This is a genomic window from Clostridium oryzae, from assembly GCF_002029235.1.
GTDB classification, from domain to species: domain Bacteria; phylum Bacillota; class Clostridia; order Clostridiales; family Clostridiaceae; genus Clostridium_AE; species Clostridium_AE oryzae.
In genome coordinates, this window is record NZ_MZGV01000028.1 from 19,910 (window position 1) to 45,998 (window position 26,089).

The window sequence follows — 26,089 nt, forward strand, 5'->3', positions numbered from 1 at the left end:
TTTATAATATAATATACTTGGAATAATGCAACCTTATTTTTACTGTATTCTATTTATCCGGCATGTATTAGCTTCATAACGTATTTCGATTTATCCATTTAAGAGAGAAGTTTCTAAAATCTACAACTGTCTTTGATAATTTAGTTTTAGCATTTATTGCTAAAACCATCGATGCAGTAATGTCTTTTTCAAAATGCAATACTTTAATACGAGGATTATTAAAATAATTAACAGCTTTTTCCATAATAATAGCTACTCCAAGGCCTTCCGCTGCAAGTCCTAGCATTGTATCAACCTGAGTACAGTTATATAAGATATTAGGAGTAAATCCCGTTTGCCTGCACAAATCTATCACCGTTCCGTTCATACCTGCTGCAGGTTCAAAAAAAATAAACTTCTCATCTTTTACATCAGAAAAAGTAATGCACTCTTTTTTAACTAGTGGATGTTTTAGATCGACTACTGCTACAACCCTATCATATATTACGGGATATATGTTAAAGTATTTGCTTTCCATTGAGTCAGTGAGAAAAAAAGCTACATCAACCTGGTTTTCTTTAAGCATCTTAATAAGCTCCTTATTCTTCTTCTGAATAAATTCTATTTTTATGTACGGAAAGCTATTCTTATACGCTGATATAAGCGATGATATCATATAGTAGTTTACTACTGGCGCTGCACCTATTATTATGCTTTTGTGTGTTAATTCTATATGCTTTTTGAGCTTAAATACCATTTGATCATATTCACCTGTAGCCCTTGTTGAAAAGCCAATGAATTCTTCTCCAAAAGCTGTAAGAGATATGTTTCTCGTTGTTCTATCAAAGAGCTGGACTCCTAGCTCCTGTTCCAGCGATTTAATTCTTTTAGACAGTGAAGACTGAGATATACACAGTTCATACGCTGCTAAGGTGAAGCTTTTATATTTAACAATGGTTAGAAAATATTTCAACTGTTCAAATTCCATTGAAGCACCTCTTGATTTATTCTATTTTGGAATAATTATATCATAATAATGAATTGAACGTGAAACAACTTAAGTGTAATTTAAATTGTATACTCATCTACTTTAAAATGGAGGTCATAAAATGATAAAAGCTCTTTTTACATTCGACTATTATGCTGATAAGATAAAAAAATTCGAAGATTTAGGATATAATATAACTTTTATTAATGAAAATGAAATAAAATATTCTGATAGTATAAAAGATATTGAGATGATGGTATGTAATAATCCATTTATTAAATTAGATATAAATAAACTTCCAAAATTAAAATGGATACAACTGGCCAGCATAGGCTTCGACCATGTTCCAAAAGATATAGTAACAAAAAATGGTATTACAGTAACAAACAATTCTGGCGGATATAAAATTCCAATAGGTGAATGGATTGTAATGGACATATTAAATCTATTAAAAAATAGCATGTCCTTTTACAGAAAGCAACAGCTTAAAAGATGGGAACCAGACGAAAGTATCTTTGAACTATACGGCAAAACCGTAGGGTTCGTTGGTACTGGAAGCATAGCAACTGAGGCAGCTAAAAGACTTGAAGGCTTTGGGGTCAACATCATAGGTGTAAATACAACTGGTCATGCTGTAAAACATTTTAATAGCTGCTTTCCAATGGAAGAATTAGATGAAGTTCTAGCTAAAAGTGACATTGTTGTCATAACTATCCCCTATACAAAAGACACACATCATCTTATTGATGAAAAGAGAATCGCTAGTATGAAACATGGTGCATTCTTTATTAACATTGCCCGTGGAAGTATTGTGGATGAACAAGCTTTGATAAAGAATTTGCAAAACGGTAAGATTGCTGCCGCTGCTTTAGATGTTCTAGAACAAGAACCGCTTTCGAAGGACAGCTCTCTTTGGAATATGGACAATGTAATAATAACTCCTCATAACAGCTGGTGCTCGGAACTAGCTGTAACAAGGCGATTAAATCTTATTTACGAAAATATGAGACGTTTCGCAGCCAAAGAAGAGCTTATTAATGTGGCTAAGATTAGCAGAGGATATTAAAACAGGTTAAACTAATTGCTGATTTTATAAATGCTAAAATTTCTTACAACGAAATTTTAGCATTATATATTTAATCGCTATTTCCTAACTGCATTTAACTTGTATAGCATATACATCTTCTTATTTAGCGGGTCTACTCTCTGTTTTTCCCTAGTCACCCCAAGCTTCAGAGGTATTTTTTTTAATCCGTGAAATTTAGTTATAAACATGCCCTTTCCCTGAATCAGATTCATATATCTGAAGGCAAAAAGTACTGCAGCCATAACTCCTGCAGTACTTTCATAAATTTATTGCAAATTATATTTTAATCTTCAAGCTATTAAAATCGATAACAAAACTCTGTTATTAAGTCAATTCATGTTTAGTAAACTAAAGAGAAGTGTAAAAGAAATTTAATTCATTTGAATTTTTCTTCACCCTTCTCTTATCTTTCTTAACTATTTAGATTTAGCATGCACTACTGAAGTAAAACTACTGTACACTTTTTTAGAATTTGCAGTTTCATATGCTTTAATTTTATAATAATAAGTTTTTCCCTTTTTAAGTCCAGTATCTTTATATTTTGTCGAGGCTGTTGTCTTTGTTAATTTATATGTACCTTTACTTGATGCAGCTCTATAAACCTTATAGCCAGATGCTGCCGTTACTTTCTTCCAGCTTATAGTAATGCTCTTGCTGGATGAAGATTTTGCAGTAACGGAGGCTGGTGCTGCTAAAGATACTGTAACATTGCATTCAGCCGTATATCCTCCTTCTGCAGTTTTCACTATTATTTCTGCTTTTCCTGGTTTTAATGCAGTGATTTTACCGTTACTATCTACTTTTACTGCAGAAGTATCACTGCTTTCCCAAGTTACATTCTTATTGGTTGCATTTGCAGGCTGCACTTCAGGAGAAAGACTTACTGACTTTCCCGTTTTTAGACTTATCGAGGTTTTATTTATTTTTATGCCTGTTACTTGTACTATACCAACTGAATTAAATGCACTATTAATTATATCGACCTCATTTGAGCCTTCACCATACAAATCCTGAGCAGCTTGTACAAGGCAATTTCTAGCGTCCTCAAAGTCACTATAAGCATCTAAATAAGCTGTCAATGCTCTGTAATATATTCTAGCCGTCTTTTCCATACCAATGTTTTTAGCTATAAGATATGCTGCTTTATTAGTTATGCCGCAGTTTTCATGAACTCCTCCATAATCGCCTTCTTCCGTGTCTGGTTCGTTATCATAATGACTCATATTATCGGGCTGATCATATAATTTGGGGTCTGCCAAACTCCTTAGCGCATCACCTGAAATGCCTGGTGTATATACCTTATCTCCTACTACCCAATCTGCAGAGTTGAATTCCCAATTTCCGCCAGACGCTACGTTATATTTTGTATATGTAGAAATAAGTACGCCAAATACATCTGCCATGGATTCATTTAATGCACCTTGCTGATTATCACTGCTTAAATTCGCAGTATTCTGTATCACACCATGGGTCATTTCATGAGCAACAATACTTAAGTCTCCGCTGAGATATGTAAATTGTTTTCCGTCACCGTCTCCATACACCATCTCACTGCCATCCCAGAATGCATTGTTAAATTTGTAGTCATAACTCGTATATGAGTCAACTTCCATTCCTTTATCGTCAAGACTGTTCCTGTCAAATAGATTCTTATAAAAATCCAAAACCTTACCAGCATTGTAATGAGCACTTACTGATGGTTTCTGTCTTTCCTGTGTAAAAGCATTAGTGAAACTTGATACAAGTGTGCCTCTGCCAGAAGTTCTATGGTTTAATGAAAATGTATAAATGCCCTTTGTTTCATCCTCAGATCTGCTAAAATCCTTCATTTGATATAAATTTAGAGATAAATTCAAATTCAAATTTACTGAATTTCCAAGTACGTCTATACCTGTACCAGTTGTCATCCCATCATAATGTATATTGTTCTCAATTTTAATTACTTTTCCTGAATTTACTTCAATGTAAACATCATAATTTCCTATGGTCGGACTGATATAAAAAATATTAACTTTATACACTTCATAGTTTTTGCCTTTATTATTTAGAATTACCTTTTCCACTTTAGGAGCGTATTTTAATGTCTCATAATTGAATTGTTTTTCTGCTATATTTACTGCATCATTTTCTGTAATTAACTTATTCCCAAGTGATTCCACCTTCTCAGTACTAGTTGTATTACCGTTTATACTTGCCACAGAACCATCTTTATCAAAATGTACATTTATAGAACTATTTTCAACCTTCACTCCATTAATGACCTGTGCAAACTTCACAAACGTATCACCGGTATCATCCTTCTGCGACTTTTCAAATTTTAAATCACTATAAGGATTATCCACACTGAGTAAATTCTTATTTTTTTCTAAAAAGTTGATTGCCGTTTTCTTACTAGCAGTTTGTTTTCCAGAAAGTCTTCCAGATATAAATAGTTGTCCACTTTTTTTGTTTATGTTTATATTGTTCGCTGCTATTTTTTTATCATTATCAATAGCTTGTCCATTTTTTAAAGTCCCAATATTTTTCGCATATGCAGGCACAGAGCTGAGTAATGCTAGGCTCAAGAAAATTGATATACTCTTTTTCACTATAATATCTCCCCTAACGCTTTTCGATATGTTTATTTGATTATATCATTTATCTCAGCATATTTTCTATTTCTAAATATTTTGCCTATATATTCTTACACAATTAAAAAAAGAGGAAGCAAGCTCTAGGCTGAAAGATGCCTTCGTATTTACTTCCCCTTGTCTGCTGATTTTTTAGAGAAAACATAAAAGTGTATGATTAATTTTGCTATACAAGATTTCTAAAAATTTATTTCTTCTATTTCATTGTTCTTTATTCTCTTTGCTAAATCCTTAACTTTTTCTTCTATAATTTTTGCTGTTTTAATAAACTCGTCATCATTTTTGCCAGAAGGGTCGTCAAGTCCCCAGTCTTCTTCATGTTTCGAAGGAAGATAAGGGCACACGACATTGCATCCCATTTTAATAACTATATCTGCTTTAGGTATATCATGAAGAAGCTTTGACTTTTGTGTCTCATTCATATCTACATGATAAAGCTGATTGATTATTCTGACTGCGTCCTGGTTTATCTGAGGTCTTAGTTCAGTTCCGGCTGAATAAGAGTCAAAAACGTCTCCAGCAAACATTTTACCAAGTGCTTCTGCCATCTGTGATCTGCAAGAGTTGTGTACACAAATAAATGCTACTTTTGGTTTCATAGTAAAATTCCTCCTTGGTTTTATCTATATAAGTTGTGAAAGTTCTAATACATTCTGACTTCTAAAAGATCCTAGGGTCGAACCGATTCAGCAGTGATATTTTAGAAGCCATAATGTAAGAACTTTATTGTAACTTATATACTTTTATTATAACAGTTCTTTATAAAGCTTTGCAGCCTGCTTATATCTTCTATGATTTTCAAGATATTCTATAAGCTTTAGCTTTATATCTCTGCAAATATCAAGTACTTTTAGTTTTTCATAATAAGGTAATATCTTATTTCTTACCTCCTCGTAGAAAAATATATCGTTAAATTTATAAGCTACTAGGTAAAGAAAATAAATACAATAATATTTTTTAGGAATATCTTTACTCAGGTCAATATATTTATCAAATATAGGTTTACATTGATCTATCCTGTTCAGTTTCAAACTGGCATATAAATAGTTATATGCACTAATATAGTAATTACTGTTTTCCATACACTTGATGCTCCATTTAATACTCTCTTCGTACTGTTCCGTACAAAGATATAAATTGGAAAAACTAATATAAAGATGAGAATATAATTTATCCATATCAAAATGTTCTGCAGACATTAAAGCCGCCTTGAAATGCTTCTCTGCAGTTTCATATATTTTTAAATTACAAAATGCTAGTCCAAGATAATTGTGACACCAAACTGCATTTAGGTATCTCCCGCCCTTCTCATAACTGTCTAAAGCCTTTTCAAGATAGTAAATACCTGTAGCAGGAGTTTTGTAAAAAGTATATGTCTTTCCAAGCTCATAATTGACCCAAGAAGTGTCCTTAATTCTAAGCGCCATTTTCTGCCTTTTTATAGCTTCCTCACGGAAATGATTTTTTGAAATCACAGTCCCAGTTATATGAAGATATAAATATTTCAATTCATCATTTAGTGATAAATATACCTTATCCAGCACAGAAATATCATTTATCAATTCATCATAGCTTTTACTCTGTACAAATACTTTATACATTAATTCATATATTTTAAACTCTATATTATACGGGGACATTTCAATAATCTTTTCCATCTTTACAAGTTTGTTATATATCCTTTGGGCTGCTTCATAATTAAAACTTTCAATATCATTCATCATCGTATTAAGTTTTTGCCTTACAGCTCCTATACTAGAAAGCTTATCAATATTTCTAATGTTTAATCTATTAAGCAGCGCTTCAATTATTTCCTTTCTCAAATGTTTCTTTCCATTTTCGAAATAGCTGAGATGACTTACGGAACATATCCCATGAGCAAGGGCCTCCTGACTAAAGCCATTTTTAATTCTTATGTATTTTATCCAAGCTGACAAAAAATCATATTCAAAGATACTGCCAAATACGTTTACATCATCCTCCAAAAACACACCCCACTTTAACTGATTTCTAAAAGCAAATTTCACTGATTATAGTGAAATTTATAATCTATTATACCATTAAAAGCCTATTATTCATTAAAATAATTCAATATAATTATTTTGAATTTTCTTACTTTTCCTAGTAAAATATTATAGGTACAGGAGGATTTTCAAATGAACAAATTAATTAGAACTTATACAAACCTTCCAAAAGAAATGTATGCTATGTGTTTTGCAAAACTCGTTAATAGCTTTGGTGATTTTGTAGTACCATTTCTTGCACTTTATCTAACTCAGAAAATTGGCATGTCTGCAGCTGCCTCAGGAATTGTAGTAACGTTAGCTTCAATTATCGGTATTCCTGCATCTCTTATCGGTGGACAAGTAGCAGATAAATTAGGAAGAAAAAAAGTATATATATATGCTCAATCTATATCGGCCTTGGCCTTGATACCTTGTGCTGCTACCCAAAATGAAGTTATCTGCGTAACATCTCTATTAATAAGCACATTTTTTAATGGTTTCATAAGGCCTGCTTTTAGTTCCATAGTTACAGATATTCTTCCTGCAAATCAAAGACAAGCTGGGTTCTCTCTGCAGTATCTGTCGATAAATGTTGGCGTATCAATAGGACCTATTGTTGCAGGCTTTCTATTTAATAATCTGTTACCCATGCTATTTATAGGGGATGCACTAACCTCATTTATTGCAGTGTTTTCAGTTTGGAAATATATTAAAGAGACTAACCCATCTCATAAACATATAAAACAGCATGAAAATCATGCTGAAAAAGCAGAAAAGGGAAATGTTTTTGAAATGCTATATAAAAGACCTCACTTATGTTTGTTCTTTTTAATAAATGTAGCTTATAGCTTTATTTATTCTCAACATAGGTTTGCTTTGCCTATAACGCTTAATTCGGTATTCAGCCATAATGGCGCTAAAATGTTTGGTTATGTAATGAGTGTTAATGCACTTACAGTTCTAGCATTAACCGTATTTATAGGAGCACTTACGAAAAAAAATCACCCTTTATCTAATCTTGTCTTTGCTGGAATATCCTATGCAATAGGTTTCGGAATGCTTGGATATATAAATCATTTTTCTCTATTTATCGTATCCACTGTAATATGGACTACAGGAGAAATATTAAGTACTATAAGTTCAGGTGTATATGTGGCAAACAATAGTCCGATCAATTATAGAGCTAGACTAAATGCAATATCTTCAATAGGTTGGGGAGCAGGCGCAGCAATCAGTACCTCTTTTTCTGGAATATATATTCATAATCATGGGTATAAAAGCATCTGGACATTAACTATCTTCATAGCTCTAATATCAGCTTTATTAATGTTTGGGTTAAAGGTATTTTCAAAACGAATTGAGAAAAGGGGAAAGTGATTTCTGGCTAAAAAATGTTGCAAACAGCTATTTATAGTAATACTTAATTTTTAACAAAGACAGGAGGATTCACAAATGAAAAGATTAATCGGTATTTATACAGGACTTCCTAAATCAATGTATTTCATATGTCTAGCTACAGTTATTAATCGCTTTGGTGATTTTGTCGTGCCATTCCTAGCATTATATTTAACTCAAAAGATAGGTATGCGGGCTGTTACATCCGGTTTTATCGTTACTCTAGCTTCGCTTATCGGAATACCCGCATCTATGATAGGCGGACAAGTATCAGATATCTTAGGCAGAAAAAAAGTATATATAATAGCACAATTTATATCTGCTGTATTTTTAATTCCCTGTGCTTTAACCAGAAATGCAGTAATTAGTGTATCCTTTCTTCTGCTAAGCACATTTTTTAATGGCTTTTTGCGACCCGCCTTTTCTTCGATAATTGCTGATATTCTTCCTGCTGAAAGGCGCCAAGCCGGCTTTTCTCTTAATTATCTCGCTATAAACGTTGGTGTCTCAGTAGGTCCTGTTGTAGCTGGTTTTCTTTTTAATAACCTATTACCAATGCTATTTATAGGAGATGCTATAACTTCTTTCGCTGCAGTGTTCTTAATATGGAAATACGTAAAAGAACCAGATGCGTCCTTACATAAGAAATCTACGAAAAACAAAGCCGAAAAAGCTGAGAGTGGGAATATTCTGCAGATGCTTTATAAGAGACCTCATATATGCTTATTCATTATTATAAAATCAGTATATTCCTTTGTTTATTCTCAGCACAAATTTGCTTTACCTATAACTTTAAATGCTGTATTTAGAAACGATGGTGCCCGCATATTCGGATATGTTATGAGCATAAATGCTGTAACTGTGCTTGTACTTACTGTTTTTATAGGTGCATTAACTCGAAAAAATCATGCACTGTTCAACATGGTGCTTTCAGGAATTATGTACGCTGTAGGTTTTGGTATGATAGGCTATGTAGACAGCTATAGCCTGATTATTCTATCTACTATTATATGGACGACAGGTGAAATTTTGAGCAGTACTAATGCTGGTGTATATGTGGCAAACAATAGTCCAAGCAATTATAGAGCAAGATTAAACGCTATATACTCTATTGGAGGTGCAATAGGTTCAGCTGCTAGCACATCCTTTTCTGGAGCATACATACAGTCCTATGGCTGCAAAAGCATATGGGGATTGACGTTAATCATATCGCTTATAGCAGTAGTCTGTATGTTTGCACTAAAAATATTCACACAAAAAAGGGCAGGAAGTGATTTCCGTCGGCTATAAAATGCCTCCTCCAACCACTTCCTGCCCTATGCCGTAACTCTTAATATTCACAAAATGCTCTTATTATACTGCTTCTGTTGCCTTCTTATCTTAATTCACTAACTTCAAAATATATAATTTCCTAGAAACTAAAAATCGCTGATTTTTCAGTTTAAATCTCCATAATTATTGGAAGTATAATTGGTCTCCTTCTAGTTTTATTATAAAGAAATTCTCCCAAAGAACATTTAATATTAGATTTGATTACCATCCATTCGGTAATTCGCTTATCCATACATTTGTCTATTTCTTCCTTTACTAGCTCGGTAGCTTCCTTGAGCAAGTCTCCAGACTCCTTAACATACACGAACCCTCTAGTTATTATGTCAGGTCCTGAAAGTACAGTAAAGGATTCTTTATCAATTGTTACAACTACTGTTAATATTCCATCTTGAGACAGATGCTTTCTATCTCTCAAAACTATGTTTCCTACATCACCTATGCCAAGACCATCAATCATAATAGATCCTGAAGTTACTCTGCCTGCCATTTTAGCACTATTCCTGCTCAGTTCAAGTACATCACCAGTTTCCATGATAAAAATGTTCTGTGAGTCCATGCCAAGGCTTTCTGCAAGTAATTTATGTCGTTTTAAATGCCTATATTCACCGTGAACAGGCATAAAAAACTTAGGTTTCAACAATGAGTGCATAAGCTTCAGTTCCTCTTGGCAGGCATGCCCTGACACGTGAACTTCTTCAAGAGCATTGTAAACAACTTCAGCTCCCTTTTTGAAAAGTTCATCAATCAGCCTAGCTATTAGCTTTTCGTTTCCTGGTATCGGTGAAGCAGAAATTATAATTAAATCGTCTTTCTGAACTGAGATTTTCTTATGCGTGGAATATGCAATTCTGGACAAGGCTGCCATCGGTTCACCCTGGCTTCCTGTAGTAATTATAGTTACCTTTTCCGGTGGATATTTATCGATATCATCTACACTGATAATATTATTTTTATCTAAATGCATATATCCTAATTCCATAGCTATATCAGATATTTTCTCCATACTTCGTCCACTGAAAGCTACTTTTCTGCCATAGTGCAGCGATGAGTTAACTATTTGCTGCATTCTATTTATATTGGATGCAAAAGATGCTACAATAACTCTTCCTTTCGCTTTACCGAAAATTCTAGTCAAATTTTCTCCTATGATTTTTTCAGAAACGGTGTATCCTGGTCTCTCAACATTTGTGCTGTCAGCCATCAACAATAGAACCTTTTGTTTTCCGAGTTTAGCAAAATGCTGAAGATCAATAACCTCACCATCAATTGGTGTATAGTCTACTTTAAAATCTCCAGTATGGACTATAACTCCTTGCGGAGTTTGTATAGCCAAGGCACAGGAATCTGAAATACTGTGACAGGTTCTTATAAATTCAATTTTAAGATTATCGGTTTTAACGCTTTCCCCAGCCTTAACTTCAATAAGCGTGCAGTCCGACAGCATATTGTGCTCTTCAAGTTTACTTTTTACTAGACCGAGTGTCAGCTTAGTACCATAGACAGGCATATTTAGCTGCCTGAGAATATAAGGAATACCCCCTATATGGTCTTCATGTCCATGGGTTAAAAACAATCCTTTTACTTTGCTTTTGTTATTAACTAAATAAGTTATGTCCGGTATAACTAAATCTATACCGTACATTTCCGTATCCGGGAACGCTAACCCACAGTCAATTACTATTATTTCATCGCCGTACTCTATTGCTGTAATGTTTTTGCCAATCTCCCCTAATCCCCCTAGCGGAATTACTCTTACCTTAGATTTATTTTTTGTTACCATCGAAACTCCTATCCGGTAAAAAATACCATATCGACCCTTTACCATAAAAATATTATTTATATACTTATTTTGAATAAAAAAGGAAATATTTATACATATAGTAATGTAATGTTCTCTTTCTATTTATCTAATATTATACCATATATATCTTCTATAAATAATAAATATTATTTTCAACAACTTTTTAGTATTATTATACTTCTCCTATGAGCATCAACAATAACTTTAGCATCTTTTAGTCAAATTTCCTAACGGCTCATAACTCGGCTATGCCTCAAACAATTCGCCATCTTAACGGAAATTTGCCTAAAAGACACGGATAATTGCTAAACTCGCTCCAAATGCCTCCGTCGGGGTGAAATGTCTAAATGACCTTTCACGGGCTATTTGCGAATGACAATGAGTATGTATAAATAGCCCCGGAGGACCATTTTTATGCTCTAACTCTTAATTTTTACATAGTACTTTTATCTTATTAATTCTATTACCTTTCTATCTTAATTCACTAACTTCAAAATATATTACCGTCTCTTTTTAACTTCTTCATAAACACTTTGTACCGTTTTTTTATTTAGGCTATGTTAAAGAACAGTGTTGATAATATGCAATTTTTTAAGGGAACTTGTTAAAAGTTCCCTTAATGCACATTTTAAGAATATTATGTATTAAGTTTACTGTAGATTGTGTTTATTTTGAACGCAAAAAATAGTGCTCTCCTTCATATGCATTGCCTTCACAGAAGTCAATTTTTAATAATGTATTCCGCCTTTCAACAGCTTGAGGTATTGCCTTAGTTGCAATCATATCAACCTCAAACAAATCAAAAAAGTTCTCGTTACAAACACTAAATATTTCGTTTAAGTAATCTGCATTTTCGTATTCAGAAGAAACATCAACTCGGAGTATTCCCGTTTTAATTTTATATTTACCAACATAACCAAACATTTCCACTGTTCCAATAGCTTTAGATAGTGCTTTATCTATAATTGCAAAGCGTATAAATTCTTGTTGAGAATATGCACAAAGCCAAGCTTTAGTACATTGTAACATATCCTCAATTGTGTAAATACAAAAATCGCCTGTACACCTATCAGAGTTAAAAATTTTTTGTGCCTTACTATCAGAATAACATTTAAGTAGACCTTCGGAATCTTCTTCTGAAACGAGTCTTAAAATAAAACTTTCTGTTTCAAAAGTGGGGCATATTTCATATGGGTTCTTCATAAAAATCCTCCTCATCATGTATATTATATAAACTTTCTTCGCTTCACATTTCTTACCATTGTGCTACAAAAATCTACAATTCTCTATTTACTTTATTATATAACATGTAGAGGTATAATTTCAAATATTTTACACGCATTATACATAGATTGCTTCTCTAATCCTAAAATCCTTTAATTTTGTGTCAGTATGAGAGGTATAGGATTGAACCAATAAATTTTTGCTCTTTATAGTATCTTTCTCGGTATTAAAGATTTCAAGCCATTTAAACCAATACATATAATTAGCAAGATATTTAGTTGCAACGCCATTAAACCTATTCATCCACTTCTTTAATTTGCTATAGAAGGCGTTAATATGTTGTTATATGATATATGCCTTCTTTATGTTTACCACGCTTAATTTGTTGGAGTTCTACGCCTAAATTTTGGGCGAACTGAATATAACTCTTATGGGAGTCTGTACAAAGAATGGCTTCATCCTCAATTCTACCTGTAAAGAGCCTTTCTAAATCTGTATGCTTCATTCTTCCTTTACATATAAGTTCAGTAATAAGATTTCCTGTTATATCCATAGCACATAAAACGCATACCTGTTCCTTTGAAATACCTCTTTTTCTCTTTTCATCTTTACTGCTATAACTACCCTTAACACCTCTTTTATGGACTTTTCGGGGAATTGTAAAAGTAGTGTTTTTCCTATGGTTTCCTTTAAAGGACTCCCTGAAGAACGCCTCGTCAACTTCTATAACACCACCCACACTTCCGATACCCATAAAGGCTCTAATTGCGTCCAATATTTTATGCCTCCAGTAAAATGATGTGGGTATGCTTATTTTAACTTTCTCTGCACATTTTCTTATGGAATAGCCATTTATCATGCACTTGGCATATTGTATCCATTGCTTAACATCTTTCTTGCTATTATGCTTTGGAGAGAGTGTAAAGTCGGTAAAAGTCTTTCGGCAGAACTTGCAGATATATCTTTATTTTTCTTTATATTTTCCATTTCTGGATACTTCATCATGACCACAATGAGGGCAGACTTTCCCCCTTGAAAATCTGTTTTCCTTAACTTCATTTGTAACTTCTGTAGCAAATGAGCCTAACACAAACACTTCTTCAAGATAATGTAGTATTTCCTCTTGTCCTGCTGTACCTAAAGCCTCTATATCATTCTTTACTGACTCTACAGTTGGCAAAAAGCATAATTTCCTACGAAAAAGAAGATTACTTTTTCATTCTACTTGGTGAAAGCACGCTTTCATGAACATTTCCTAGAGACAAATAAAAGATAGTGGCATCCATCGACTATCTTTTTTATGCCCTAACTCCTAATATTTGAAAAATTCTTTTATTTCATTACTTCTGTTGTCTTCTTCTATTAATTTATTAACTTTAAAATACATTACTTTTTCTCTTTAACTACTTCGTAAACATTTAGTTTTCTCAAAATGCTGCCTCCTTCATTGCATAAGCTAGTATTCTCTGTACAACAAATATCTTCTGTTCTGAACTTATGTATGAAAAACAAACTTATCTTGTAACATTTGTTACCGAATAATTTGGAGTTTAAACGTATAATTGAGAATGTAAGGAACAAATTTAATAATTCGAATGTGAAAGTGAGGAATTTATTTATGCATATAGATAATTTAATACGACAGCATAAAACTATTTATGAAAGTATTGAAACTTTAGAAACACTAATTAGAAAAAATAATATTGAGCAGGATGCCTTTGATGTATCTCTGAAACTTAACCTACTTATGGGTACATTAAAGATACATCTTCAGTCAGAAGACGAATTCCTATATCCAGCGCTTCTAAATAGTGGTGATGATAAAATAAAAACAATGGCAAGGGAATACATAGGCGAAATGGGAAGTATAAGCTCAGACTTTCAAGCTTACAAGGTCCAATTTGATACTAAAAGCAAAATCATCGGGAATGCACAAAGCTTTATAATTTCTACAACCCAAATACTTAAATTGCTAAAGAACAGATTAAATAAAGAAGATAATCTTCTGTATCCGACTATAGAGAATATTTAGCCTTGTACTATCATTCCTAAGGAATCTACTACTTCTTATTTATTTTTTTGATTGTCATATAATACCAACTTAGTTAGCCATTGCGAAAATAATTAATCATTGAGTTATTTTTCAAATTGATATATGATTAATGTAAAATTTTCCATCAGAGGTGTTTATATGGAGATTATTTTCATTCCAAGTACAACAGTTATTACTATTATAAATATAGCACTTTGGGGTGGTATTGCTTATTTAATAATAAAAGCTGTTAAGAAACATAACAAAAAGATTAGAAGTAGTTAATTAATAAATAGAGAGGCTGTTACCATAGCCTCTTTCTCATCCACAGTATCTCTATTTTTTTACCATCTATCTCTGCTTCACAACTATCAAAAATGCTAAATCCAACCCTTTTATAAACCTTTTCCGCCCGCTGGTTGAACTTAGCTACACCAAGCCTCACGTACTGACCTCTATATTTATGGAAATCTACAGCAAAATTAATGCATTCGGTAACAAATTGCTTTCCAATACCTTTTCCTGTAAGCTCAGGTTTCAATCCAAAACCTATCCACATTTCATATGCTGCTTCAGGGTTATTTCTTACAGTTTCAATTTCCACATAACCATCATCTTCGGAGTCCTTTCCCACTGACCTGAAAAATTCCACAGTGAGCTCTCCTATCAGCTCGTTCTTGTCATCTAAAACGGCAAACCTCTCAGAGCCCCAGCTTTTTTCTTCTAACAACTCTTCAGCTTCATTCGCATAATCATATATAGCATATTCTCCATCATATTTCCATTTGTCTATCATTTGCTGTGCATATTCTCTATTATTAGGTACAATTCTAAATTTCACGCTATCACCTTCAATGTTAAGACATATATAAACTGCTTTAAAAATATTATATCGCCTTGAACCAAGACCATATATATCCAAAATTATTCTGTACTAATTTTAAACATGCAAAAAGATGGAGTGCCCTCAGCTGGAAAGTATCTCCGCCGGCAACTCCATCTTATAACCTCATGTGGCTATTTTGTCTGAACAAATTTTTTCTCTCTGCTGATAATTCTTCTTATACTCGGTTCTGAAAGGAAATATTCATTGGCTAAATCTAAAGCTTTAGCACCATTCATATATTTCATGAATATCTGATTATTTCTCTCTCTAAGGGCTTTTCTTGTTCCGTTTTTTTCACCCCAGGATTTTTGATTTTCACATTTTCGTGGTATATATAAATATTCTCCATCTATATAGTTCTGAATTAGTTTTATTATCTCCTCTGGTAATACATTATCCGCTTTAACATATCTCATATCTTTGCTCCTTCTTAATTTTAATAAATTAAGGCAAAGACCTGAAAGTATACTTTATTTACCTGTATTATCGGAGCTTAATTTTGTAGCTAAATTCTTAAGCTCCAAGCAAAGCAGCTACCCGTTCCATTCTGGTCTTTGCTTGAAGCATTTTTTTTACTGTAGCATAAAATAAATTGTAACACCCCATAAAAGACACCCCCATATACATTTATTAAATGCATTTATTAATTAGTCCATGCATTTAATAAATTATACCATTTTTATTATTTTTTTGTCCAATTCATTACATATTCTAAAAATCCAGAATCCTTATTTATCTGTTCTGACTTAATTGCAAAGTCACATCTTTTATAAAAATTCAGGGCTTTTGTATTTTCCTTATATACACATAACTCAAGCTTAGGGTACTGACCCTTACAGTAATCCATCAACTGCCTTCCTATTTGCTTTCCCTGATAATCCTGTGAGACAAATAATGCACCAATAAACAAATTGTCCATTACACTAATAAACCCTCTAACCGCCTCTCCATCCATATAAACAAAAGTCTTTGAGGCTGGAATATATTGATTCTTCACTATGTCAAAGTTGTTAATCCAATATTGTTTCGGTATAAAACTATGGGCTTCAATATTTGTTCTCAGCCAAATATCCATAACTTCATCCACATCAAAATCCTCTAATTCTTTTATCATATCCATCTCTCCCCGCAGCAAATTACGCTAATATATCTTGTCTTAAAGATAATCTATAAGTAATATTCAACAAAAATTATACTATACCTTTATGCATTACTCTATATATTTAAACAAATAATATAATACATAAATGATTTTGTTATTTAGAAAGGAGAGAATAAAACAGCTTGTAACGTTCTGTTTTATTTAATATGCTTATGTTTATACCCAAAAGAATAATTTTAGAAAAAGACGTAATGAAATATGATATGGCAAAGAAAATACTTGGCTATTATAAAAGCAAGCCTAATATAGAAATTATAAATTTAAGTTCAAATAAATTCAGTCAGCACATTCCAGGAGATGACTTTTATGAGCAATACAGAGAGGGAAAAAGAACTTTGATTGTAGGTACAAAGAAAAGCTTAAAGTTTCAATCCTGCAAGCCATCTGCACATTACCAGCTTCCACTTGTATCAGGCTGCATGGGACAGTGTGAATACTGTTATCTGAACACAAGATTAGGTGACAAACCTTTTATCAGAGTGCATGTAAATATTGATGATATTCTAAATCAAGCTGAAAAATATAGTAAAGAAAGACTTGCCAACATAACTATATTTGAAGGTTCTGCTACTTCCGACCCTATACCATTAGAACCCTATACTAACTCCCTTTTCAGAGCTATCGAGTTTTTTGGAACACTTCAAAACACGCGTTTTAGATTTGTAACTAAATACAATGATGTTGATTCACTTATTAATGCAAAGCACAATGGACATACTGAAATAAGATTTAGTATCAATACCAGTTCAGTTATTGAAAAATATGAGCATTTTACAGCTTCCAGAGATAAAAGAATCGAAGCAAGCATAAAAATGGCTAGCGCTGGGTATCCTATAGGTTTTCTTATTGCTCCTGTATTTATATACGATAATTGGAAAGAAGAATATCACGATTTGCTTTACAGTTTGAGTGAAAAACTTCCAAAAGATTTAGGCTTTCCAGTGACTTTTGAAATTATATCCCATCGTTATACTACTGCAGCTAAAAATGTTATTAATCAGATTTATCCAGATAGCGAACTTCCAATGAATGATGAGGAGCGTAAATTTAAATATGGTCAATTTGGTTATGGTAAGTACGTATATTCAAAAGAAATTATTGAAGAGATAAAGCAGTTCTTTACAAAGGAGCTGGAAGAACTTTTTGAAAATAAAGAAATTAAATATATTATTTAGAGTTACACTATTCTTTCTTGATTAATATAATATTATATTGAAATATTAATGAGGAAGATTTTATATGAGTACATTTGATCCAAATAAACTTTCTGTTGAATTTAAAAGTGGTGTTACGCCTACTGAACCCATTATTCCAAGATTATATACTCTAACGCATTCTGACATAACTGCAGAACTTTTTCTTACAATCGCTCCATACTACGATTTTGATAAACTCACACTTATGCGAGATGAAGTACTTTGCCGCTGGATAAAAACGCCTATAGGCTATTATTTTTATGTTCAGCTCCACTTGGATTCTGAAACTGGTAATCCTTCAACGGAAATACGCAATTCTATCTTTGTAAGGGAATTACCTCTAGCTTTACAGGCAATACGATATGGAGATAGATATTTTTTCGATGCTCATACTAAACTTGATGGCGCTCCTATAATAGTATATTTTCATTCTGAAGATGCTAATTATAACCGAGTAGAGAATTGGGGCACTTTTTCTGATTATACTCTATAAAAAATAGTTACACCCTATGTCGGCTAATTCCGCTCATTAAGCAATTTCACCGCATCTTTTAGTCAAATTTCCTAATGGCTCATAACTCGGTTACGCCTCAAACAATTCGCCATCTTAACGGAAATTTGCCTAAAAGACACGGATAATTGCTAAACTCGTTCCAAATGCCTCGTCGGGTGTAACCATTTTTTATGCCCTGACTCTTAATATTAACAAAATACTTTTATTACATTGCGTTTATTGCCTTCTTATCTTAATTCACTAACTTAAAAATATATTACTGTTTCTTTTTAACTTCTTCGTAAGCACGCTGTACCGTTTTTTCATTTAATTCCCACCTTTCTTACTCTTTAGGGGTATAGCTTAATCCTAATGAAAAGTTATCCACAGTTGGAAAAAAACATAAATTCCTAGAAACTAAAAAAGCGGATAATATTTCTTTATATTAACCGCCTTTTTATCTATATATTTCTACCTTATACTAAATAATATTAAATACTTTATCCAGTCTAGTAAGCTGAAAGACCTTTAAAACTTGAGGATTATTTATATGCCTGATGGTAAACTTGCCATTTGCTTCATTACATCTCTTATAAATTCCTACTAAGACTCCTAAGCCTGTACTATCAATAAAATTGCATTTACTAAAGTCAAATATAAAACTTCTCTCACCGTCTTCAATTAACTTATATATCTTTTTTCTGTATTCTGCAGCTTCTTCTACTGCAAAATTATCTGGTATTGCAATAACATTTTCCATCATCCATCACCTTCTAAACATTGTATTTTTCTATCAAATTATTCATCTTAACAGCTGTATCACTCGTATGCTCTGCATTAGCTGCGATATTTTGCATTACCGATGACTGCTGTTCAGTTGCTGCAGCCACTTCCTCACTGCTAGCACTGTTTTTCTCTGTAATAGTTGCAACAGAATCTATCAGCTTAACAATCTGTTCTGAACTTGCTACCTCATCTCTTGTTACTTCTACTATCTCCTTAACGTCATTTACTATTTTTTCCGCTGCAGAAATAATATTTACAAAAGATTTATCAGTATTGGAAGCTACCTCAACTCCGTTTTCTACTGCTTGCTTATTAGAATCCATAGACTCTACAGCCTTCTTTGTTAATGCTGTCATCTGGTTTATTAATTCTGATATTTCACCTGCACCGCTGCCCGTCTCTTCTGAAAGTTTTCTTATTTCTTCGGCAACTACATTAAAGCCTTTACCATGTTCACCGGCTCTTGCAGCTTCAATAGCTGCATTTAAGGCCAGCAAATTCGTCTGTTCAGCAATGGCATTAATTGTCGTTATGATGCCGCTGATTTTATTTGAAAGTTCATCTAATATATGCATAACTTTTTCAGCTTCACTGGAAGTTTTATTTATATTTTCGATAGCTTCTAACGTTTTAGCCACATGAGTTCGACCGTTAGTTGCAGCTTCCATAGCACTATTAGAGCTTTCTGCTGCAGTATTTGCTTTACTCTGAGCTATCTGTACTAGACTGGAAAGTTGAACAAGAACCTCAGAAGTTTGTACTATCAAACTGTTCTGCTCTTCACAGCTTTGTGCTACTTCCTGTATATTAATTGCTATTTCCTCAGTACTTGAACTGATTTCCTCTGAAGATGCAGATATCTCTTCTGAAGCAGCAGTAAGGCTTTCAGAAGAATTTCTTATATTTTTTATGATATGATCTTGGCTCTCAATCATATCATCGAAATACTTGCCAAGCATCCCTATTTCATCGCCTGTATTTATATTAGCTCTTACAGTGAAATTACCTTTGCCTGCTTCAGTCATTGATTTTTCCAACTGTTTTATTGGATTTATTATCCTCTTATTAACTAAAATGTAGGCTATACATAGATATGCAGCTAAAACAGCTATCATAACTATTATTATAGTAACCCTTAATGACTTAAAAAGTTTTGGACTCATTACATTTGATGTTGAAACATATGTATAAATTCCGAACATAATACATGGTATAAAAAACGCTACCAATATTTGCAAAACTATTTTTGTTTTTAAACTTATTTTCATAGTAACTTCCTCCCCTATGTCATTTTCTACAGAATGCATTTTGTTATAATTAATGAATTATCTTTAAACTCAACCTTGTCAGCCATAGATTGTATTAAAAAGAGCCCCCTTCCATGTTCATCTAATAGGCTATCCTCATCAATAGACTTTGGAATACTAATACTCTCTGGTTTAGTATTCGAACTGATTACTTTAAAGTTTAAATATTTTCCATCAAAATTATACACTAAATCAATTGGTTTATTTTTATCTCCGTCATTTCCATGTTCAAAAGCATTCGTTAATGCTTCTGTCAAAATCAATTTTATGTCAAAATAATACTTCTCAGCTTTTAAATCTGAAACAACGGTATCTATTACCTTATCATACTCATCAAGACCATACAATGTTTGTTTCTTGTTAATTAAATTCATCATAATTATCACCTTTATTTTATTTTATCTTTATAGCAAGCATTGAAGAATCGTCTTTTAATGAACCATTCTCTAAAATCATATCATTTAAATGTTTGTCCATATATTTTTTAAAATTTTTCATATTTAATTTTTCCAACTGAGTTTGTATAACTCTTCCATCATTAAATATGAAATCTAACCCATCTGTAAGAAAATAGAATTCATCCCCACTTTCAAACCTAATTGATTTTTTATCAAACAAACTATCTGTGAACATGCCTATAAATGGTCCTTTTACCTCCATTTCGTTAACAGTAGCATCTGCTTTTTTGACTAAAAATTCATTTATCCCAGCCCCTACCACAATCGCCTCTTTTGTCGTGAAATTAAAACTAAAACAACATGCTGCAATAAAGCTTTGGTTGTATTCATTGTACTTACTATTTAAATTATTTATTATTATTTCAGGATCATGATTAGTTAAAATCTCCTGAAGAAACAGAACGTCAAAAGCGGAGATATTAAGTGCAGCAGTAACACCTTTTCCACTAACATCTACAAGAACACCAACTACTAGCTCTTCACTTATTTTATACATTTTAAAATAATCGCCGCTGACAGTATTGGCTGGATAATATAGACACTCCACATCAGCTTTATCCCGTAATGGGAATTCCTTCTGAAGAGAGCTATTTTGAATATCAGTAGCCATATTCAAACTTTTTCTTAATTCTGTTTCATCTCTTATTATTGCCAGTACTGCATCTTTACCTTTATACACTATATAACTTAATGAAATTTGAAGATTGCTCTTCTCATTTTTTGAATTATAATAGTTGTAAGATCTTATTACTTTTTTAGATTTATTTTTAAGAATATTTCTAATCATTTTAGTGGCATTTTTTCTGCTTTCTTCAGGCATGCAATAAAATATGCTTCTATCCTTTTCATCTAAAATGCTTAAATCAATCATTTTATTAATTTCATTGTTCGCCAGAGCCAGCTTGTTGTCCTGAATAATAACTATGCCATCAGGATAAGCATTTAGAATGTCTCTATACATCTTTTCATCTCTCTTTAAAAGATTAGACGAAGTTCTGCTCTCGGTAATGTCTGTCATTCTTTCTACAACAAACTCAACTTCACCATAAGTGCTGCAAACCGGAGTATAACAAACATTCATATATTTATTGGCATTTGGATAGTATCTTTCAATATAAACCATTTTCCTTGAGGCTAGAACCTCCTCAAATGGGCAACCATCACAATGATCCATATTATCCAAAATCTCAAAACACTTTTTATCATAAACTTCTTCCTGTTGCTTATTATAAAAATCACAGGCTGCTTCATTAAAAAAAACAATTGTACGATTAGGCTTATAAATCTTTATAACATCTGGAATAGCATTAAATATTTTAAACAAAGTGCTGGGATTATTCAACGATGTATCATACGACATAGAATCTAATATCTTAATATTTTGCAAAAAAGTCACTCCCATACATAAAACAAATGCTATATTTAAGAATATTATAGTATAATTTGTACTAGAAAACAATGTTGGTTATTTTTAGAATTAGGTTTTTCAAGTAGATTAATCATCTTATCATAGTACAAAATAAAATATGAAAATAATGCAATAATATATATTATTAATGAACTGGAGGAATAAATAAAATGAAGAAATTAATAGTCTCTACATACGTTTCGTTGGACGGAATTATGGATAATCCATCTTGGACAGTACCTTATTGGAATAGAGAAATATCTGAATTTAAGTATGATGAACTGCTTTCATCTGATACCTTGCTGCTTGGACGAGTAACTTATGAAAATTTTGCTGCCGCATGGCCTAATATGTACGATGATGAGGGCTTTGCAGATAGGATGAACAGTATGAAAAAGTATGTTGTATCTACTACATTAAAAGAAGTTCATTGGAGTAATTCTAGTATAATAGACGAAAATGTTGTAGATAAAATTGAAAAGCTAAAGGAACTTCCCGGCAAGAATATCTTAGTCTACGGCAGCGCCGAACTAGTAAATACATTGATAAATCATAGACTAGTCGACGAATACCATATTCTTGTTTATCCCATCGTTTTAGGTTTAGGAAAGCGCCTATTCAAAGAAAAAACCTGCACGTCGCTTAAATTAATAAAAACTGAGCATTTTGATTCAGGTGTAGTAGCACTTTTATATGGATTAGAAAAAAATATATAGTATTATAGTGTACTAACCACACCCAGTGGTAACGGAGATTATATATTCTGAATCCATAGTAAAGCCTTAGCGAATCTTTGCGGAACGTCAGAAAAATGACCTCCTTCATTCCACTCCAATAACAGATTTTCGTTGCAAACAAGCTGCTCTTTAAGAATTTCAGCAGTCCGTTTTGTGTACTGACCTACTTTTGCCATTCTGCTGTTTCTCACAAACTCCTCATTTTTACCTAGTGACATATATATTTTTAAATCTCTATTTACTAATTTGTGTTTTTCAATAAATTCAATCCATTTGTCATACCATAAAGAACCTGAAAGACAGCCTATTTTACCAAAAATCCCTGTAATATAGGCTGTATATAAAGTTGCTAATCCAGCAAGTGAATACCCTATTAGAGCAGTATTCTGAGGTTCAACTTTAGTTCTATAATTTTTATCAATAAAAGGCTTTATAGAGCTTACTAGTGTTTCAATATAAGTTAATGCCTCCCCTTCAAAATCATCACTTTTTTTAGATAATCTAGGCGCAGGCCACGGCGAGTAGTCTCTATTCCAATTAAGTGATTGGATGCTTACAGCAATAAACTCCTCACAATCAGTATTAAAATGTGATTCTATATCGCTAATCACTTGTTCCACACCATCATCACCATTAATATACACTACAGGATAACACGTATTACTACTGTCATAATTCTCTGGAAGATACAAAATACATTTATAGCCTGTAATAATTATATTCTTTATAGTTCCTTTCATCTTTGTTCTCCTCTTATCTGCCATTATCTGAATTCTATCAAATGTCACGTGCCTGGCACGTGACATTTTTGCCTACGATACACCCATTATATTACATAACCATAAGATTGACTATATCATTGCTTTCTAAAAAACTTTAATAATTTACTTGACCCTTCCCTCACGTCATCTAATATACTTGTGTCATCAAAACAAGAGGAGAGATTCTATATGAAAACTTATTTAGTAACAGGCGGTGCCGGATTTATCGGCTCAAATTTCATTCAATACTTATTTGAAACTTACAAAGAGGACATAAGGATTATTAATCTCGATCTTCTCACTTATGCAGCTAATCTTGAAAATTTAAAGACAGTAGAAAGCAATAAAAATTACCAGTTTATAAAAGGAGATGTTTGTGATAAAGCTCTTGTAACTAATTTATTGTCAGCCTATAATGTGGACTACATAGTGCATTTTGCAGCCGAAACTCATGTAGACAGGAGCATTGAAAGTTCTGATGAGTTTGTACGCACTAACATACTAGGAACAATGAATTTATTAGATTGTTCAAAAGCAGCCTGGGAAAGCAAAGAAGGTTTTAAAAATGATAAGAGATTCTTATATGTATCTACAGATGAGGTATACGGAGAATCACCTGATGGAGGATACTTCACAGAGGAAACGCCTATAGCACCAAGGAATCCTTATTCTGCTAGTAAAGCCAGTGCAGATATGATGGCTAAGGCTTACTATGATACCTACCATTTTCCCGTAATACGTACTCGCTGCAGCAATAACTACGGTCCACATCAGTTTACAGAAAAGTTAATCCCGCTGCTTATCAATAATTGTATTGCAAACAAAAAATTACCGATTTATGGAGATGGCTTAGCTGTAAGAGATTGGCTTTATGTTAAAGATCACTGCAGAGCTATCGATTTGGCGATAACAAAAGGACGACTGGGGGATATTTATAATGTAGGAGGCCACAACGAGAAAAATACACTTGAGATAGCTGAAACAATTGTGAATCTTTTAAACCAAGAGTATAATTTTAATATTCCTAAAAATTGTATATCCTTTGTTAGTGATCGTAAAGGACATGATAGAAGATACGCAATAGATCCAACTAAAATTCGCACAAAATTAGGTTGGAACCCTAAAGTAAAATTTGAAGACGGAATAAGGCAAACTATAGACTGGTATCTAGAGAACAATTAATAATTATAAATAATTAATGAGGAATTAAGGTGGTAATTCATGAGAGATAAATGTTACTACACTTCTGGAGAATTCGCAAAAAAAGCTAATGTATCAGTACGTACTATAAGATACTATGATAATCAGGGAGTACTTAAGCCAAGTCATATCAGTGAGTCAGGGTATCGATTATATACAGACTCGGACTTTGCAAAGCTGCAAAAAATACTAATACTAAAATATCTTGGCTTTTCGTTAGAAGAAATAATCGATATAACAATCAATGATAACGATCATGATTACTTAAAACATTCCTTCGAGCTTCAGCTGAAGTTAGTAAGAGAAAAAATTGAGCATCTTAAGTTAGTGGAACAATCTATACAGGAGACTTCAAAAGTTTTTGATGTTAATCAAGATATTGATTGGAATAGAATCATTCACCTTATTCATATTACAAATATGGAAAAGACACTTATAGAGCAATATAAAAATAGTTCCAATGTAAACGCACGAATAGAACTTCATAAAAATTATTCAGTAAATCCTGTTGGATGGTTTCAGTGGATCTTTTCGAAGCTTAAGTTAAAACCCGGCATGAGAATTCTTGAAATTGGCTGTGGTAATGGAGAACTGTGGAAAGTAAATAGGTCCTTTATCCCAAAGGAAGCCTCCTTAACATTATCGGACATATCTATGGGAATGCTTAACGATGCTAAAGAAAATCTAAAAGATATAGAAACTGATATTACTTTTCAACAATTTGATTGCCACTGTATCCCTGCTGAAGATAAAAGTTTCGATATGATTATAGCTAATCATGTTATGTTTTATCTAAAAGATAGGGATAAAGCTCTTAATGAGATTAAGCGTGTACTTAAAAATAGCGGTTCTTTCTACTGCAGTACCTATGGCAAAGAGCACATGAAAGAAATAGAACAATTAGTAAAAGAATTTGATTCAAGGATTGCTCTTTCCGAAGTAAATTTATACGATATATTCGGATTGGAAAATGGAGAATCTGAATTAAAGAATTACTTTCATGAGGTTAGCAAATATATTTACGATGATTATCTTTTAGTGGATAATGAACTACCGCTGCTTGATTATATATTATCCTGCCACGGTAATCAACATGAATACTTAAATTCGAAATATGTTGAATTTAAAAACTTTATTATACAAAAGATAAATAAAAAAAATGGATTGAGAATTACAAAGATGGCAGGAATTTTTTGTTGTAAAAAAGGGTAGGAACGGTTA

General features: G+C 32.6%; 25 protein-coding genes and 1 pseudogene. 10 read left to right on the plus strand and 16 right to left on the minus strand.

Features of this window, described 5'->3' with window-relative positions:
• Positions 1-73: 73 nt before the first annotated feature.
• Complete coding sequence (locus CLORY_RS13080; RefSeq protein WP_079425156.1) at positions 74-967, minus strand: LysR family transcriptional regulator; 894 nt, start codon at positions 965-967, stop codon at positions 74-76.
• 121 nt (positions 968-1,088) lie between these two features.
• On the opposite strand from CLORY_RS13080, the gene CLORY_RS13085 reads away from it, so the two are divergent.
• Complete coding sequence (locus tag CLORY_RS13085; RefSeq protein ID WP_079425158.1) at positions 1,089-2,033, plus strand: phosphoglycerate dehydrogenase; 945 nt, start codon at positions 1,089-1,091, stop codon at positions 2,031-2,033.
• 77 nt (positions 2,034-2,110) lie between these two features.
• Here the strand turns inward: CLORY_RS13085 and CLORY_RS13090 are convergent, their stop codons facing one another.
• The 4 genes from CLORY_RS13090 to CLORY_RS13105 form a co-directional block, all read right to left on the minus strand.
• Entirely contained in the window at positions 2,111-2,296 is a 186-nt protein-coding gene (locus tag CLORY_RS13090; protein ID WP_079425160.1) for a hypothetical protein, read from the minus strand.
• A 174-nt stretch (positions 2,297-2,470) separates the two neighbouring features.
• Positions 2,471-4,642, minus strand: a complete 2,172-nt coding sequence (locus CLORY_RS13095; RefSeq protein WP_079425162.1) for a M4 family metallopeptidase — start codon at positions 4,640-4,642, stop codon at positions 2,471-2,473.
• A 221-nt stretch (positions 4,643-4,863) separates the two neighbouring features.
• A complete protein-coding gene (locus CLORY_RS13100; protein ID WP_079425163.1) occupies positions 4,864-5,283 on the minus strand; it encodes an arsenate reductase/protein-tyrosine-phosphatase family protein in 420 nt (139 codons plus the stop codon).
• Between the two features lie 147 nt (positions 5,284-5,430).
• Complete coding sequence (locus CLORY_RS13105) at positions 5,431-6,675, minus strand: helix-turn-helix domain-containing protein (protein WP_242954411.1); 1,245 nt, start codon at positions 6,673-6,675, stop codon at positions 5,431-5,433.
• Between the two features lie 165 nt (positions 6,676-6,840).
• Between CLORY_RS13105 and CLORY_RS13110 the strand changes: the two genes are divergently transcribed.
• A complete protein-coding gene (locus CLORY_RS13110; protein WP_079425167.1) occupies positions 6,841-8,067 on the plus strand; it encodes an MDR family MFS transporter in 1,227 nt (408 codons plus the stop codon).
• A gap of 75 nt (positions 8,068-8,142) precedes the next feature.
• Positions 8,143-9,375: an MFS transporter gene (locus CLORY_RS13115; protein WP_079425169.1), complete on the plus strand. Its 1,233-nt coding sequence runs from the start codon at positions 8,143-8,145 to the stop codon at positions 9,373-9,375.
• A 151-nt stretch (positions 9,376-9,526) separates the two neighbouring features.
• Here the strand turns inward: CLORY_RS13115 and CLORY_RS13120 are convergent, their stop codons facing one another.
• From CLORY_RS13120 to CLORY_RS13130, 3 genes and pseudogenes are all read right to left on the minus strand, one after another.
• Positions 9,527-11,197, minus strand: a complete 1,671-nt coding sequence (locus CLORY_RS13120) for a ribonuclease J (protein ID WP_079425171.1) — start codon at positions 11,195-11,197, stop codon at positions 9,527-9,529.
• Between the two features lie 687 nt (positions 11,198-11,884).
• Positions 11,885-12,421, minus strand: coding sequence for a GNAT family N-acetyltransferase (locus CLORY_RS13125; protein ID WP_079425173.1), 537 nt, complete (start codon positions 12,419-12,421; stop codon positions 11,885-11,887).
• A gap of 138 nt (positions 12,422-12,559) precedes the next feature.
• Positions 12,560-13,622: pseudogene (locus CLORY_RS13130) on the minus strand (IS1595 family transposase).
• Positions 13,623-14,060: 438 nt separating this feature from the next.
• Here CLORY_RS13130 and CLORY_RS13135 point away from each other — a divergent pair.
• Entirely contained in the window at positions 14,061-14,474 is a 414-nt protein-coding gene (locus CLORY_RS13135; protein ID WP_079425175.1) for a hemerythrin domain-containing protein, read from the plus strand.
• Positions 14,475-14,633: 159 nt separating this feature from the next.
• Positions 14,634-14,759, plus strand: a complete 126-nt coding sequence (locus CLORY_RS24000; RefSeq protein ID WP_278335335.1) for a hypothetical protein — start codon at positions 14,634-14,636, stop codon at positions 14,757-14,759.
• A 19-nt stretch (positions 14,760-14,778) separates the two neighbouring features.
• Here the strand turns inward: CLORY_RS24000 and CLORY_RS13140 are convergent, their stop codons facing one another.
• The 3 genes from CLORY_RS13140 to CLORY_RS13150 form a co-directional block, all read right to left on the minus strand.
• The gene (locus CLORY_RS13140) at positions 14,779-15,315 is read right to left on the minus strand and encodes a GNAT family N-acetyltransferase (protein WP_079425177.1); all 537 of its coding nucleotides are present in this window, start codon (positions 15,313-15,315) and stop codon (positions 14,779-14,781) included.
• A 176-nt stretch (positions 15,316-15,491) separates the two neighbouring features.
• Positions 15,492-15,827: a CD3324 family protein gene (locus CLORY_RS13145; protein ID WP_278335336.1), complete on the minus strand. Its 336-nt coding sequence runs from the start codon at positions 15,825-15,827 to the stop codon at positions 15,492-15,494.
• 215 nt (positions 15,828-16,042) lie between these two features.
• Positions 16,043-16,474, minus strand: a complete 432-nt coding sequence (locus CLORY_RS13150) for an N-acetyltransferase (RefSeq protein ID WP_079425182.1) — start codon at positions 16,472-16,474, stop codon at positions 16,043-16,045.
• A gap of 200 nt (positions 16,475-16,674) precedes the next feature.
• Here CLORY_RS13150 and splB point away from each other — a divergent pair, with 200 nt between their 5' ends.
• Together splB and CLORY_RS13160 are read left to right on the plus strand one after the other, a co-directional pair.
• A complete protein-coding gene (gene splB, locus CLORY_RS13155; RefSeq protein WP_079425229.1) occupies positions 16,675-17,697 on the plus strand; it encodes a spore photoproduct lyase in 1,023 nt (340 codons plus the stop codon).
• A 64-nt stretch (positions 17,698-17,761) separates the two neighbouring features.
• The gene (locus tag CLORY_RS13160; RefSeq protein ID WP_079425184.1) at positions 17,762-18,211 is read left to right on the plus strand and encodes a staygreen family protein; all 450 of its coding nucleotides are present in this window, start codon (positions 17,762-17,764) and stop codon (positions 18,209-18,211) included.
• Positions 18,212-18,692: 481 nt separating this feature from the next.
• Here the strand turns inward: CLORY_RS13160 and CLORY_RS13165 are convergent, their stop codons facing one another.
• The 4 genes from CLORY_RS13165 to CLORY_RS13180 are packed head-to-tail and all read right to left on the minus strand — an operon-like array spanning position 18,693 to position 22,149.
• Positions 18,693-18,974 (minus strand): STAS domain-containing protein, encoded by a 282-nt coding sequence (locus tag CLORY_RS13165; protein ID WP_423236522.1) that lies wholly within the window; start codon positions 18,972-18,974, stop codon positions 18,693-18,695.
• A gap of 10 nt (positions 18,975-18,984) precedes the next feature.
• Entirely contained in the window at positions 18,985-20,265 is a 1,281-nt protein-coding gene (locus CLORY_RS13170) for a methyl-accepting chemotaxis protein (RefSeq protein ID WP_169911620.1), read from the minus strand.
• Between the two features lie 26 nt (positions 20,266-20,291).
• Complete coding sequence (locus CLORY_RS13175; protein WP_169911621.1) at positions 20,292-20,678, minus strand: ATP-binding protein; 387 nt, start codon at positions 20,676-20,678, stop codon at positions 20,292-20,294.
• Between the two features lie 19 nt (positions 20,679-20,697).
• The gene (locus tag CLORY_RS13180) at positions 20,698-22,149 is read right to left on the minus strand and encodes a SpoIIE family protein phosphatase (protein WP_169911622.1); all 1,452 of its coding nucleotides are present in this window, start codon (positions 22,147-22,149) and stop codon (positions 20,698-20,700) included.
• 191 nt (positions 22,150-22,340) lie between these two features.
• Between CLORY_RS13180 and CLORY_RS13185 the strand changes: the two genes are divergently transcribed.
• Positions 22,341-22,886: a dihydrofolate reductase family protein gene (locus CLORY_RS13185; protein WP_079425194.1), complete on the plus strand. Its 546-nt coding sequence runs from the start codon at positions 22,341-22,343 to the stop codon at positions 22,884-22,886.
• Between the two features lie 38 nt (positions 22,887-22,924).
• Here CLORY_RS13185 and CLORY_RS13190 read toward each other — a convergent pair whose 3' ends face one another.
• The gene (locus CLORY_RS13190) at positions 22,925-23,647 is read right to left on the minus strand and encodes an alpha/beta hydrolase (RefSeq protein WP_079425196.1); all 723 of its coding nucleotides are present in this window, start codon (positions 23,645-23,647) and stop codon (positions 22,925-22,927) included.
• Positions 23,648-23,857: 210 nt separating this feature from the next.
• Between CLORY_RS13190 and rfbB the strand changes: the two genes are divergently transcribed.
• Positions 23,858-24,850, plus strand: a complete 993-nt coding sequence (gene rfbB, locus CLORY_RS13195; protein WP_079425198.1) for a dTDP-glucose 4,6-dehydratase — start codon at positions 23,858-23,860, stop codon at positions 24,848-24,850.
• A 39-nt stretch (positions 24,851-24,889) separates the two neighbouring features.
• Positions 24,890-26,080, plus strand: a complete 1,191-nt coding sequence (locus CLORY_RS13200) for a MerR family transcriptional regulator (RefSeq protein ID WP_079425200.1) — start codon at positions 24,890-24,892, stop codon at positions 26,078-26,080.
• Positions 26,081-26,089: the final 9 nt, after the last annotated feature.